Annotated in this window: 12 protein-coding genes; 1 reads left to right on the top strand and 11 read right to left on the bottom strand. The window is 39.1% G+C overall.

The window, feature by feature from the left end; translation table 11 throughout:
* Positions 1–45: 45 nt before the first annotated feature.
* The 11 genes from ybaK to B3D98_RS11155 form a co-directional block, all read right to left on the bottom strand.
* Positions 46–540 carry a Cys-tRNA(Pro) deacylase gene (gene ybaK / locus B3D98_RS11105; protein WP_288583003.1) on the bottom strand — a complete coding sequence of 165 codons (495 nt, stop codon included), beginning with the start codon at positions 538–540 and terminating at the stop codon, positions 46–48.
* Between the two features lie 24 nt (positions 541–564).
* Positions 565–1,290, bottom strand: coding sequence for a hypothetical protein (locus tag B3D98_RS11110; RefSeq protein WP_288583005.1), 726 nt, complete (start codon positions 1,288–1,290; stop codon positions 565–567).
* A 325-nt stretch (positions 1,291–1,615) separates the two neighbouring features.
* Positions 1,616–2,269 carry a VanZ family protein gene (locus tag B3D98_RS11115; protein WP_048393357.1) on the bottom strand — a complete coding sequence of 218 codons (654 nt, stop codon included), beginning with the start codon at positions 2,267–2,269 and terminating at the stop codon, positions 1,616–1,618.
* Positions 2,270–2,314: 45 nt separating this feature from the next.
* The gene (locus tag B3D98_RS11120) at positions 2,315–3,853 is read right to left on the bottom strand and encodes an acyl-CoA carboxylase subunit beta (RefSeq protein WP_004225528.1); all 1,539 of its coding nucleotides are present in this window, start codon (positions 3,851–3,853) and stop codon (positions 2,315–2,317) included.
* A 53-nt stretch (positions 3,854–3,906) separates the two neighbouring features.
* The gene (locus B3D98_RS11125) at positions 3,907–4,689 is read right to left on the bottom strand and encodes an enoyl-CoA hydratase (RefSeq protein WP_066037037.1); all 783 of its coding nucleotides are present in this window, start codon (positions 4,687–4,689) and stop codon (positions 3,907–3,909) included.
* Positions 4,686–5,603, bottom strand: a complete 918-nt coding sequence (locus B3D98_RS11130; RefSeq protein WP_259949349.1) for a hydroxymethylglutaryl-CoA lyase — start codon at positions 5,601–5,603, stop codon at positions 4,686–4,688. The genes B3D98_RS11125 and B3D98_RS11130 overlap by 4 nt, the downstream gene beginning before the upstream one ends.
* Positions 5,604–5,617: 14 nt before the next feature.
* Positions 5,618–5,830: an acetyl-CoA carboxylase biotin carboxyl carrier protein subunit gene (locus B3D98_RS11135; protein WP_004225532.1), complete on the bottom strand. Its 213-nt coding sequence runs from the start codon at positions 5,828–5,830 to the stop codon at positions 5,618–5,620.
* A 67-nt stretch (positions 5,831–5,897) separates the two neighbouring features.
* Positions 5,898–7,256: an acetyl-CoA carboxylase biotin carboxylase subunit gene (locus B3D98_RS11140; RefSeq protein WP_115674313.1), complete on the bottom strand. Its 1,359-nt coding sequence runs from the start codon at positions 7,254–7,256 to the stop codon at positions 5,898–5,900.
* A gap of 15 nt (positions 7,257–7,271) precedes the next feature.
* Positions 7,272–8,906: an AMP-binding protein gene (locus tag B3D98_RS11145; protein ID WP_048393347.1), complete on the bottom strand. Its 1,635-nt coding sequence runs from the start codon at positions 8,904–8,906 to the stop codon at positions 7,272–7,274.
* A gap of 43 nt (positions 8,907–8,949) precedes the next feature.
* Complete coding sequence (locus B3D98_RS11150; RefSeq protein WP_036078132.1) at positions 8,950–10,092, bottom strand: acyl-CoA dehydrogenase; 1,143 nt, start codon at positions 10,090–10,092, stop codon at positions 8,950–8,952.
* Positions 10,093–10,212: 120 nt separating this feature from the next.
* The gene (locus B3D98_RS11155) at positions 10,213–10,830 is read right to left on the bottom strand and encodes a TetR/AcrR family transcriptional regulator (RefSeq protein WP_036078131.1); all 618 of its coding nucleotides are present in this window, start codon (positions 10,828–10,830) and stop codon (positions 10,213–10,215) included.
* A 374-nt stretch (positions 10,831–11,204) separates the two neighbouring features.
* Here B3D98_RS11155 and B3D98_RS11160 point away from each other — a divergent pair, with 374 nt between their 5' ends.
* Positions 11,205–13,394: a DNA topoisomerase III gene (locus B3D98_RS11160; RefSeq protein WP_288583016.1), complete on the top strand. Its 2,190-nt coding sequence runs from the start codon at positions 11,205–11,207 to the stop codon at positions 13,392–13,394.
* Positions 13,395–13,475 lie beyond the last annotated feature (81 nt).

Consider the following 13,475-nt stretch of genomic DNA (forward strand, 5'->3'; position numbering starts at 1 on the left):
TAAACTAAACCGTTTATCTTACCACATAAAAAACTACCCATTCTCTCACTCATGGGTAGTTGTAATTGAGGCAAGTTGTGCCTTTGTTATATTCTTCAAATCTTCTATTTGTACATGAATTTGCATACCAATTTTCCCAGCACTAACGATTATACTACCTTGTTCTTGAGCAGATACATCGATGACCGTTGGATATAACTTCTTCATCCCTACTGGTGAACATCCACCACGAACATAACCAGTATGGCTAAGTAGATCTTTTACCGCTAACATTTCAATTTTCTTTTCCCCAACTACCTTCGCGGCTGCTTTTAAGTCCAGCTCTTCAGCTACTGGAATAACAAATACAAATAACCTTTGTGCACTTGCTTTTGCTACTAATGTTTTAAATACCCGAGCAACAGGCTGTCCTATTTTCTCAGCTACAGAAACACCATCAACTTGACCGTCCCCTGTTTCATATTCCATTACGTCAAAATGAATTTTTTGTTGTTCTAATAAACGAATCGCATTCGTTTTCGCATGCTTTGCCTTTGCCATGTCAACAATCTCCTATCTACAGCATCAGGCTATCAAAGAGAACATAGAATCCTTGTCTGGACGATAGCCATTTTTCGTCATTTGAACGTGAGCCGCATATCTTTCCGATGCCTGTTTAAATGCTCTTAACTTGAATGCAGTCTCATAGTTCTTACCGAAAATTGTATCTGCAAATGGGTCCAATTTCAATTCCTTCGAGTAACGTTCAGGAACCTTCACTTCAATGATGTCACGTACAAAAGATGGTTCGCTTTCATTTGTGGCAACCTCGTCAACATTTGAATTATTTAACATATGCTGTATTTGAGCATCAACGCTTTGCGCCACACGTAAATCTTGAGGAGAAGGCTCTGCTGATGACAATGCTGCATTACGTACCTGCTCTAAAATGTGCAGTGTGTCACTTAGTTCTGAATCGGATATATTCGAGGGATCAGCGTTATCATTCATTCCTACTTTATAGTTTTGCTCATGGGCCCGTACATTCTTTTCTGTTTGCTGTAAATCTTCCATAATGGCTTTCTGCTGAGGAGTTACTTCTTTTGACTCTTCTTGCTGCTGGTCATATAAATCTTGGTCAGTACGTCCTAATAATAAATTTTCAAGTTCAATCAATAATGGGTTTTTCTTTGGCTGAAAATACATCGCATTTTTTCTATAGGCATCTCCTGCCTCTTTACGCTGAAGTATTTTTTTACGATTATGCTGGGATGAAATTCTTTCTTGTTCCATTAAATTTGATATTTTCATAGTTTTCACCTCGCCCTTCTATCTACATATGCTAATAAGTTAATAGTTATGAACATTCTTCCTAACACTCTATCTATACCATTTTAATAGTTTCTGTACACTCATTATCGGAATTTTCACTATTAAATTCAAGCACTAATTACTACTAACCTCCTAAAGAGATACTAATTATTTTTTAAAATAGGTATAAAGAATCTCATACAACTAATATTTTCATATTCTTTTATTAGCTTCATACCCTTTTCAATAAATTTTATTACCATATACACTACACAAATGGTGTTAATCAACGTAAAAAAACAGCCCTTCATACTGGACTGTTTTCTTATTTTTTGGGTCTAATCAATATACCTTTATAGGCTAAGTAACCAAGCCATGCACCAATTGTATTCAAAATTAAATCATCAATATCCGCAGAACCAACGGTAAAAATAAATTGAACGGTTTCGACAGCAAGACTAGAAATAAAGCCTAAACAAATAATAACCCACGCTTTTCGGAATTTCTTCGATAGCAATGGCAGTAAAAAGCCCATGGGAGTAAAAATTAATAAGTTGCCAAGTAAGTTAACGATTATAATTTCCCAATTAAAATATTGAGAGTAGTTTATATAACGGAGAATCGTTTCGAAGGGAATAAAATTAGTAGTTAATCGCCAGCTACTATAATCAAACAATCCTAAGTCACCTATAGAATAATCTCCCCTTAATAAAATGACGACTACATCTACTAAGCGATCAATAACCAATTTATAAAAAGCCATAAATGAATAGATACTAAATAAAATCCAACCTGCGATCTTTAGCGGCAAATGATATGTATCAATGACATCCCGATATGGTAATGGGAGCTTGGCATTATTTTGAACATCCGCTATGTTGTTTTTAGACAAGCTTAACACCCACTTCCCTTTTATTCCTTCCCATATTTTAATATGCTCAACTATAGCTTGCAAGTAGCTGAAAAAATTATCATCCAAAAAGGCTGTCTCCTACCAGCAGAGACAGCCTTTTAATAAGTATGTTTAAACTGGGTTTACACCATGCTTACGTTGTGAGAATAATAAGTATTTTGACATATAAAGTTCTAAGCGATTTTCTAGTACCTTACGCAGCTCATTAGGCTCAATCACATCATCAATGATAAGCTCTGAAGCTAAGCGATACACATCAATTTCCTCTTGATATTCTTTACGTTTCTCGGCAATGAAGCTTGCTTGCTCTTCTTTTGGAAGTTCTGCAATTTTATTGGCATAGACGGCATTGACAGCAGCTTCTGGTCCCATTACGGCAATTTGTGCATTTGATAAGGCAATACAGCAGTCTGGTTCAAACGCAGGGCCAGCCATTGCATATAATCCTGCACCATACGCTTTACGCACAATGACCGTTAGCTTAGGAACAGTTGCCTCACTCATGGCAAAAATCATTTTAGCACCATGACGAATGATTCCTGCTTTTTCTACCTGAGTACCAATCATAAAGCCTGGAACGTCTGCTAGGAATAACAGTGGGATATTGAATGCATCACAAAGTGAAATAAATTTCGCCGCTTTATCAGCAGAATCGTGGAATAGCACGCCTCCCTTAACACGTGGTTGGTTAGCGATGATCCCAACGGATTGTCCATTAATTCGTGCAAGGCCTGTAATTAATTCTGGTGCAAATAATTTCTTAACCTCACAAAACGAATCTTCATCAATAATACGATCAATTAGCTTATACATATCAAATGGTACATTTTGATTTTGAGGAATTAATTCTTCAATAGATTTATCAAATGAAGCGGGTGGTTTAGGAGCCTCTACCTTGCTACGCTCTGCATAGTTATTCGGGAAATATCCTAAATATTTGCGCGCATAAGTAATAGCCTCCTGTTCGGATTTAACAAGCACATCTCCACAACCAGAAACGGAACAGTGCATTTTTGCGCCACCCATTGTTTCTAAATCTACTTTTTCACCGATAACCATTTCGGCCATTCGAGGAGATCCTAAATACATAGAAGCATTCCCTTCTACCATCACCACAATATCGCAAAATGCAGGAATATAGGCGCCACCCGCTGCGGAAGGACCAAATAATAAGCAAATTTGCGGAACTTTTCCTGACAGTTTGACTTGATTGTAGAAAATGCGTCCTGCACCTCGGCGTCCCGGGAACATTTCAAGCTGATCTGTAATACGCGCACCCGCAGAATCCACTAAATAAAGTAATGGACAATTCAACTTTTCAGCGGTTTCTTGAATGCGAATCATTTTTTCAACCGTGCGTTTTCCCCAAGAACCAGCTTTAATCGTTGAATCGTTCGCTAGCACACAAACTGTGCGACCATGGATTTTACCAATACCAGTGATAACTCCATCTGCTGGTAAATCCCCTGCTAAACAGTTCGCATAGAGCCCATCCTCTGATTGAAGACCATCATCAAGTAATAGTTCAAGACGCTCACGTACAAATAGCTTGCCTTGTTGTGCATTTTTGTCATGATATTTTGGTAATCCACCTGCTAAAATTTTATCTTTCATTGTAGGTGGTGTATTTTCTGTCGAGATATTGCTCATGTTTATTTCCTCCCTTTGCCCAATCGATTACACCAAAATTATTTCTTGGCGTTTTATTTCCCTGAATATTGTGGCGCTCGCTTCTCTTGGAAGGCAAGTAAGCCCTCTAATCGGTCTTCTGTTGGGATCAGTGCACTATATGCAAGTGATTCAATTTTTAACCCGGTAGCTAAATCTACCTCAACACCTTGATTGATCGCAACTTTGGCTTGCACTAGAGAGAGTGGTGCATTTTTTGCCATTTCCAGTGCAAGCTGTTGTGCCTTATCTAATACCTCATGTCCTTCATAAACATACTCGATAATGCCATACTTTTCAGCTTCTTTAGCACTGAGCCTACGTGCTGTATAAATTAATTCCTTTGCTTTACCAAGACCAATTAGACGTGGAAGTCGCTGTGTTCCCCCAGCTCCTGGAATAATACCGAGTGATGTTTCTGTTAAGCCAAGCTTTACATGTGTAGCCGCAATTCGTAAATCACAAGCTAGTGCCAACTCCAAGCCTCCACCAAAGGCAACACCATTTAGGACAGCAATGACAGGCTGTGCAAGCGTTTCAACTTTTGCCACAGTGGCACCAATCAGCTGCACGATCTGCTTCACTTGTCGATCAGACATTCCTTTACGTTCCTTTAAATCAGCACCTGCACAAAATGCCTTTTCGCCTGCACCTGTTAGAAGGACTACACGCACTGCTGGATCTCCATTGATTTGATCAAGTGTGTCAGACAGCTCATGCAGTAATTGAACCGACATAGCGTTAGCAGCTTCTGGTCTTGAAAGAGTAATAAGTCCAATACTACCCTCTAGTAATTCAAATCGAACGAGTTGTGTCATCCTTGATTTGCACTCCTTTCATTGCGGACAATAGCCATTTGCTTTGAGGCAACTGCTTTGCCTAACTTCTCTTCAATAAAGAGTGCTGCCTCTAGCACCTTTTGTCGATCTACGCCTGTTTCAATGCCCATCTCATCGAATAAATACAATAAATCTTCTGTGGCTACATTACCTGAGGCACCTTTCGCATATGGGCAGCCCCCTAGCCCACCAAGCGCACTATCAAACTTGGTAATACCCATCTCTAAGGACTTCATAATATTGGCTAATGCTGTCCCACGTGTATCATGAAAATGCATGGCAAATTTTTCAGCAGGATACCTTTTTAGCAATTCCTCTAAAAGAAACTCAACCTGCGTCGGTACACCAACACCAATTGTGTCACCAAGCGATATTTCAGTCACACCCATCTCCAATAATTTTTCCGTTACTCGTAATACCTTGTCAGGGTGTATATACCCCTCATAGGGACAACCAATAACCGTTGAGATATAACCTCGAACATGTTTTTTTGCAGCCTGAGCTCCTACTACAACTTCCTCTAATATGGGAAATGTATCTTCTATGGTTTTATTAATATTACTTTGGTTATGGCTTTCACTAGCAGACATAAAAATACTTACTTCATCTACTTCAGCCTGTAATGCGCGTTCTAAGCCCCTCATATTGGGTACAAGTGCCGCATAGGTAATATCCTTATGTCTTTTAATGGCTTGCAGAACCTCGACTGCATCTGCCAATTGAGGAATCCATTTGGGATGCACAAAAGATGTCACTTCAATATAATTTAATCCTGTTTGACCTAATAAATTTACTAATTGTACTTTATCAGCTGTTGAAATATGCATTTTTTCATTTTGTAAGCCATCACGGGGACCAACTTCTTTGATTGTGACTTGCTTAGGTAGCTGCATAAACAAGCCTCCTCTTATTCAATTTCTAAAATATCATCATCAACGTTAATAAAGTCCCCCTCATTGGCAATGATTTTCGTCACTACGCCATCCTCTTCTGCTGCAATTGGAATTTCCATTTTCATCGATTCTAAAATAGCTACATCTTGACCTGCTGTCACTTTCTCGCCCTCTGTTACGACGATTTTCCATACTGTTCCTGCCATGCTTGCTTTTACTGTTGCCATAATCATTCACTCCTATTTTTTTATCATGTATTCGTCCCTCTATAGAAGCACGAATACATGATAATTGTTATTTTGTTTCTGCTAATTGCGGTAAATAATATTGCTCTACAAATTTTGTTGTCGTATAGCCTTTTAAAAATTGCTCATGTGTGACGGTTTTTAACAGCATCGGGATATTCGTTTGAATCCCCTCCACTTTATACGCCTTTAGCGCTTGTGCTAATCTTTCACAGGCAATTTCTCTTGTTTCCCCCCACACCACCAATTTGCTAATCATTGGATCATAGAATGGTGTTACCACTGAACCAGACTCTACACCACACTCATGTCGAATTCCTTCACCTGTCGGTAATTCAAGAGTCGTAATGGTACCTGGAGACGGGAAAAACGTCGAAGGATTTTCAGCGTATACGCGCACTTCAATCGCGTGCCCTTCTTTAGTAATACTTTCTCTAGTAAACGTAAGAGGTTGTTTTGCCGCAATTTTTAATTGCTCTTCTACTAAATCAAGCTTCGTAATTTCCTCCGTAACTGGATGCTCTACCTGTAGTCTTGTATTCATTTCTAAAAAATAAAAGTTTTGATCTTCATCAACCAAGTATTCGATTGTTCCAGCATTGACATAACCAATATGCTTCGCCGCCTTAACTGACGCTTCTAGCATTTTTTCTCTTGTCTCTTGTGAGATAAACGGAGATGGTGCTTCTTCTACTACTTTTTGATTTCTTCGTTGAATAGAGCATTCTCGTTCAAATAATGGAACGACATTACCTTGATGATCAGCAATAATTTGCACTTCGACATGGTGAGGGTTAGCAATGAATCGCTCCATATACATCGTGCCATCACCAAAGAATGATTGTGCACGCTTTTGATTGCCCTCGAAAGCTTTGGCTAGTTCCTCAGCATTTTCAACTAGCTGCATACCGATACCGCCTCCGCCTGCCGATGCCTTTAACATAATTGGATAGCCTAAACGCTCCGCTATGGCAGTGGCTTCTTCTACATCCTTCACTGGCGCTTCTACACCCTCTACAATCGGTACACTAGCAGCTTTCATTGTTTTACGAGCCTCTAATTTACTGCCCATTGAAGCGATCACATCAGCACTTGGCCCGATAAACACTAAACCTGCCTCTGTACAACGTTTCGCAAAATTTGCATTCTCTGATAGTAAACCATAGCCAGGATGAATAGCCTCTGCGCCACTTTCTAGTGCAATTTCAAGAATGCGGTCGATGTTTAAATAGCTCTGTGCAACAGGTGACTTCCCTACACAGAAAGCCTCATCTGCATCTTTCACATGTAAGCTTTCAGCATCTGCCTCTGAATAGATAGCAACCGTATGAATATTTAGGCGCTTGCATGTTCTGATCACACGTCTAGCAATCTCCCCACGATTTGCAATTAATACCTTGTTGAACATATCCACTGCCCCTCCTTACTTTACGGTCATAACGAAATCTTCTCGTAATTTATATTTTTGAACTTTTCCAGATGCAGTCATTGGATAGTTATCAATAAAGAAAATATGTCGTGGAATTTTATGTCTTGAAATTTTATCCCGACAATAATCTCGGATTTCTTCCGTTGTGGCCTGCTCTCCTTCTTTTAAAACAATCCAAGCTGCCGCCTCCTCGCCATAAACAGGATCAGGGACACCTGCAACCTGAACATCTGAAATTTTCGGATGTGTATAAAGGAACTCCTCAATTTCACGAGGATATAGGTTTTCGCCACCACGGATAATCATATCCTTTAAACGACCTGTTACACGGACATAACCTGCTTCATCCATCGTTGCTAAATCACCTGTATGCAACCAACCATCCTCGTCAATCGCCAGATCTGTTTCCTCCTGGTTTTTATAATAGCCCTTCATCACATGATAGCCCCTTGTACACAGCTCTCCCTGTTCATTTGTCGGAGCTTCCTCGGTAGTTCCAGGAACAACAATCTTTACTTCTAGGTTAGGTAAAGCGCGGCCAACCGTCTCCACCTTTAACACTAGCGGGTCATCCGTTCTTGTCTGTGTAATAACAGGTGATGATTCTGTTTGACCGTAGCATATTGTTATATCTTTCATGCCCATCTTCTCAATGACCGCTTTCATAACCTCAATTGGACAGTTTGATCCTGCCATGACTCCTGTACGTAAAGTTGAAAGATCGAAAGATGCAAAATTCGATAAATTCAGTTCACTAATGAACATCGTTGGCACGCCATGTAATGCAGTGCATTTCTCTTGTTGAACGGTTCTTAGTACCTCTTCAGGTGAGAACTCCTGTACTGGCACCATTGTTCCACCACTTGTTGTAATGGCTAATGTTCCTATGACACAACCAAAGCAATGGAAGAATGGGACTGGGATACATAGACGATCCTCTGCCGTTAAACGCATACATTCTGCAATGTTAACAGCATTATTGACTAAGTTAAAATGCGTTAGCATTACTCCCTTAGGAAAGCCTGTTGTACCAGAAGTATATTGAATATTAATGACATCATCATAATGAAGAGACTGCTCTCTCTGATCTAACTGTTCCTCGGTTACTTGCTCGGCAGCAGTTAAAACGTCTGACCAATTAAGTACGCCGGGGTATTTGGTTTCACCGATTAAAATAACATTTTTTAATAAAGGTAGTCGCTTTGATTGCAAATTACCTGGTTCACAATGTTCAAGCTCTGGACATAACTCTTGCAGTGTATTGATAAAAGAATGGTCTCGATAATTTTCAATTAAAAAAATCGTTTTAGCATCAGATTGCTTCAATAAATACTCCAACTCACTCGCACGGTAATTCGTATTTACCGTTACAATTGGAGCACCCATCTTCCCTGTACCAAATTGAAGCTGTACCCACTCAGGAACATTCGTCGTCCATACTGCGATATGGTCTCCCTTTTCAATTCCTAGAGCCATTAAACCTCTCGCTACGTATCGTGCTTGACGATTTAGCTGTTCATAAGTCATGCGTAAATTTCTGTCAGCATAGACTAATGCTTCATTCTGCGGGTACTTTTTTGATTGTTCATCTAGCAATTGACCAATTGTTTGATACACAAGCTCTGCCATGAAGATCCCCCTTATTTATGCTATTTAACTTAACTGATGATGATTAACAGCCAATTAGACGAGAAATAACAAGACGTTGAATTTCAGATGTTCCTTCACCGATTTCCATTAATTTAATGTCACGTAAATGACGTTCTACATCATATTCTTTCATATATCCAGAACCACCATGAATTTGGATTGCTTGATTACATGTACGGAAGCCCATTTCAGAAGCAAATAGTTTAGCCATCGCAGCTTCTTTGCCAAATGGCTTCTTTTGATCTTTTAACCATGCCGCTTTATGTACTAGCGTACGAGCAAGCTCTATTTCCATCGCCATATCCGCTAATTTAAATTGGATCGCTTGTAGCTTCGAAATAGGTGCACCAAATTGCTCACGTTCCTTCGCGAATTTTAGTGCCTTTTCATAAGCAGCCTGGGCAATTCCAACAGAAAGAGCAGCGATGGAAATACGACCACCATCCAATGTATTTAAAAACTGGCTAAAGCCACGTTTTTCATCCCCTAATAGATTTGTTCTTGGGACACGGACATTTTCTAACACAATTTCACATGTATTGGAGCCACGTACACCCATTTTGTCATAATTACAGTTGATTGTTACGCCTGGTGTGTTTGTTGGCACAATAATAGAAGAAATAATCTTTTTACCATCCTCACGTTTACCTGTTACCGCCGTTACAATAATTTGTCGAGCATATCCTGCATTAGTGATCCAGCATTTCTCTCCATTAATAATGTAGTCATCACCATCAATAACAGCTGTAGTACGTGTGCCCCCTGCATCTGAACCTGCATTTGGCTCTGTTAAACCGAATGATCCTAATGTCTCACCCTTAGCTAATGGAACTAGCCACTCTTGCTTTTGCTCCTCTGTGCCGAAGTTGTAAATTGGTGAGGCTCCTAAGCTAACAGCAGCTGCATAGCTTAACCCTGTGCCCCCACATGCTCGACCAATCTCCTCTACAGCTAAAGCGTAGGACACCGTATCACCACCTGATCCACCATATTCCTCAGGAAACGGGATACCCAATAAGCCTAGTTCTGCCATTTTCTTAAAGCTCTCTATTCTCATTGTTGATGTCTCATCAACCTCACGAGCATACGGTTTAATCTCCTTCTCAGCAAAATCACGCACCATGTCTCGAATCATTTCTTGCTCTTTTGTTAATTCAAAATTCATCCCTAATCCCCCTATTGTTGAATTTGCCATAGTAGATGTAGCTCAAGAACAATTGCTTACAGTGAAATACCGACTAGTCGGTTTGTAAAAACAAATAATAAAACCAGTGTTTCCTACTGGCTACCCCTTTATTATAAATTGCTTCGCTTCTCCCATGGCTTGCTCTGTCACAATTGCCCGTAATACCATATCGGTAAAAACATCTGTGATTTGCTCCATCGTTAATGGTCCTGATTGCTTAAACCATTTGTACGTCCAGTTAATCATCCCGACAATTGCCATTGTTACAATTGTACAAGGTAATTCGGTACGAAAAACCTTTGCTTCCTGACCCTCTGCTATCACTCTTTGTAAAATATCACGATAGTGATCTCGCTTTTTATGGATGATGTCACTATATTCATCTGAGAGTGAACGACTTTCTTCATAAAAAATCGTAATATGTGCTTGATACATATCAAATACTTGTGTCAGTGTTTGCAGCATGGCACACAAACGTGTGATAGGTGTATCGAATTTGTCATATGCAGCTTGCGATTGTTGAATGACATATGAAATAAAGACATCATGAATTTCATACAACAGTTCATCTTTTGATTTAAAATTATGATAAAATCCACCCTTTGATGCCCCAATATATTCCACAATACGATCCACGGTTACATTGTGATAACCATCTTGTTGAAACAATTCAACTGAAGCGTCTACAATTCTTTGTTTTAACGTTTTCTTTACCATAGGCCCTATCATCCTTCATCTAGCTCTATACTTCATCACTCCTTATAATCAGGAAAAACCATTAAACCCATAAAGTATTCTATTTTTTCCTAATTATAAAAATACTATGACAACATAAATATAGCATTCTCAAAATTTGGTGTCTAGCAACAAAATAGATTTTTCGCAAAATTACGAGCAAAAATTTTACATAGAACAGAAATTAAAAAGCTAAAATCACATATACACCTTATGAAGTTTTTTTGCTTTTCATGACAAATTTTCTTCCCTTTCTTTTCTTTGCCTACTAAATGCATTTTACATTGCAGTTAAACTGCGAACCCACTCAACCTATGCTATATTTAAAACCATGGAACTATGAAAGGGTGTTAACAATGGCAAAGAGCATAGTAATTGCTGAAAAACCTTCTGTAGCACGTGATATTGCACGTGTGCTGAAGTGTAATAAAAAAGGAAATGGCTTCCTTGAAGGAGATAAATATATTGTGACTTGGGCGCTTGGACATCTTGTAACACTGGCTGACCCAGAAAGCTATGATGTGAAATATAAAACATGGAATCTTGAAGATCTCCCCATGTTACCTGAACGCTTAAAATTAACGGTTATAAAGCAAACTGGAAAGCAATTTAATGCGGTCAAAAGTCAGCTTACACGTAATGATGTTAATGAAATCATCATTGCTACAGATGCTGGACGTGAAGGTGAATTAGTAGCACGCTGGATACTTGATAAAGTGAAAATTAAAAAGCCTTTGAAACGCTTATGGATTTCCTCTGTTACAGATAAGGCAATAAAAGATGGGTTTGCCAATCTAAAGCCAGGCAATGCATATGATAATCTCTATGCCTCTGCTGTAGCTCGCTCAGAGGCAGATTGGTATATCGGGCTTAATGCTACTCGTGCTTTAACTACCCGCTTTAACGCACAGTTGAATTGCGGACGTGTACAAACACCAACAGTAGCAATAATTGCCGCACGTGAAGATGAAATTAAAAACTTTAAGGCACAAACTTATTATGGTATTGAAGCGCAAACAACTGATAACTTAAAGCTTACATGGCAAGACCAAAATGGTAATAGTCGTAGCTTTGATAAAGATAAAATCAATACACTGGTGAAAAAAATAGGAAATAACAATGCCATCGTTGCGGACATTGAAAAGAAACCTAAAAAATCATTTGCACCTGGTCTTTATGATTTAACTGAATTGCAGCGAGATGCCAATAAAATCTTCGGCTACTCAGCGAAAGAAACATTGAATATCATGCAAAAACTCTATGAGCAACATAAAGTGTTAACTTATCCACGTACGGATTCTCGCTTTATTTCACAGGATATCGTTGCTACACTACCAGAACGCTTAAAGGCCTGTGGTATTGGTGAATATCGCTCCATCGCCAATAAACTGCTTACTAAACCAATCAAGCCAACAAAGGCCTTTGTCGATGATAGTAAAGTATCAGATCATCATGCGATTATTCCAACAGAGGGCTATGTAAATTATTCAGCTTTCACAGATAAGGAACGTAAAATTTATGATCTTGTTGTAAAGCGTTTCCTAGCTGTTCTACTGCCTGCTTTTGAATATGAACAACTAACACTGCGTGCAAAAATTGGCGATGAAAGCTTTATTGCTCGTGGAAAAACGATTTTATCATCTGGCTGGAAGGAAGTTTATGAGCATCGCTTTGATGATGAGGACACAGCAGATGACGTAAAGGAACAAATACTACCACGCATTGATAAGGGCGATATGTTAAAAGTAAAGCTTATTGCCCAAACTTCTGGTCAAACAAAGCCACCTGCTCGATTTAATGAAGCTACTCTTTTATCAGCCATGGAAAACCCAACAAAATATATGGTAACGAATGATAAAAAATTAGCCGACACATTAAAATCTACGGGTGGTCTTGGCACAGTCGCTACACGTGCAGATATTATTGAAAAGCTTTTCAATTCATTCTTAATAGAAAAGCGTGGTGGCAAAGATATTTATATTACCTCTAAAGGTCGTCAACTACTCGACCTAGTGCCTGAGGAATTAAAATCCCCTGCCCTGACAGCAGATTGGGAGCAAAAGCTTGAGCTTATTGCAAAGGGCAAGCTAAAAAAAGATGTATTTATTAGCGAGATGAAAAATTACACTCAGGAAATTGTTACAGAGATTAAGGGTAGTGACAAAAAGTATAAGCATGATAATATCTCTACCAAATCATGTCCTGATTGCGGTAAACCAATGCTTGAAGTGAATGGCAAGAAAGGAAAAATGCTTGTCTGCCAAGATCGCGAATGTGGTCATCGTAAAAATGTCTCACGTACCACAAATGCACGTTGTCCACAATGTCATAAAAAATTAGAGCTTCGCGGAGAAGGTGATGGTCAAATTTTCGTTTGTAAATGTGGCTATCGTGAAAAATTATCTGCCTTTGAAGCAAGACGCAAAAAAGAAGGCGGAGGCAAGGTCGACAAGCGCTCCGTACAAAAGTACTTAAAGCAGCAAAACAATGAGGAGCCTGTGAACAATGCACTTGCTGAAGCATTGAAGGGGTTAAAGTTGGATTAATTAAAAGGGCAAATTCACTCTAAATGTGAATTTGCTCTTTTATTATGCATACTCACCCCATCTAAACATATCTTGAATTGA

Origin of the sequence: Lysinibacillus sp. UBA5994 (genome assembly GCF_002429725.1) — a bacterium.
GTDB lineage: Bacteria > Bacillota > Bacilli > Bacillales_A > Planococcaceae > Lysinibacillus > Lysinibacillus capsici.

Excerpts from the sequence above, each read along its gene's own strand:
- ybaK (WP_288583003.1), bottom strand. The coding sequence starts at position 540 with ATGGCAAAGGCAAAGCATGCGAAAACGAATGCGATTCGTTTATTAGAA.
- B3D98_RS11110 (WP_288583005.1), bottom strand. The coding sequence starts at position 1,290 with ATGAAAATATCAAATTTAATGGAACAAGAAAGAATTTCATCCCAGCAT.
- B3D98_RS11120 (WP_004225528.1), bottom strand. The coding sequence starts at position 3,853 with ATGAGCAATATCTCGACAGAAAATACACCACCTACAATGAAAGATAAA.
- B3D98_RS11125 (WP_066037037.1), bottom strand. The coding sequence starts at position 4,689 with ATGACACAACTCGTTCGATTTGAATTACTAGAGGGTAGTATTGGACTT.
- B3D98_RS11130 (WP_259949349.1), bottom strand. The coding sequence starts at position 5,603 with ATGCAGCTACCTAAGCAAGTCACAATCAAAGAAGTTGGTCCCCGTGAT.
- B3D98_RS11135 (WP_004225532.1), bottom strand. The coding sequence starts at position 5,830 with ATGGCAACAGTAAAAGCAAGCATGGCAGGAACAGTATGGAAAATCGTC.
- B3D98_RS11140 (WP_115674313.1), bottom strand. The coding sequence starts at position 7,256 with ATGTTCAACAAGGTATTAATTGCAAATCGTGGGGAGATTGCTAGACGT.
- B3D98_RS11145 (WP_048393347.1), bottom strand. The coding sequence starts at position 8,906 with ATGGCAGAGCTTGTGTATCAAACAATTGGTCAATTGCTAGATGAACAA.
- B3D98_RS11150 (WP_036078132.1), bottom strand. The coding sequence starts at position 10,092 with ATGAATTTTGAATTAACAAAAGAGCAAGAAATGATTCGAGACATGGTG.
- B3D98_RS11155 (WP_036078131.1), bottom strand. The coding sequence starts at position 10,830 with ATGGTAAAGAAAACGTTAAAACAAAGAATTGTAGACGCTTCAGTTGAA.
- B3D98_RS11160 (WP_288583016.1), top strand. The coding sequence starts at position 11,205 with ATGGCAAAGAGCATAGTAATTGCTGAAAAACCTTCTGTAGCACGTGAT.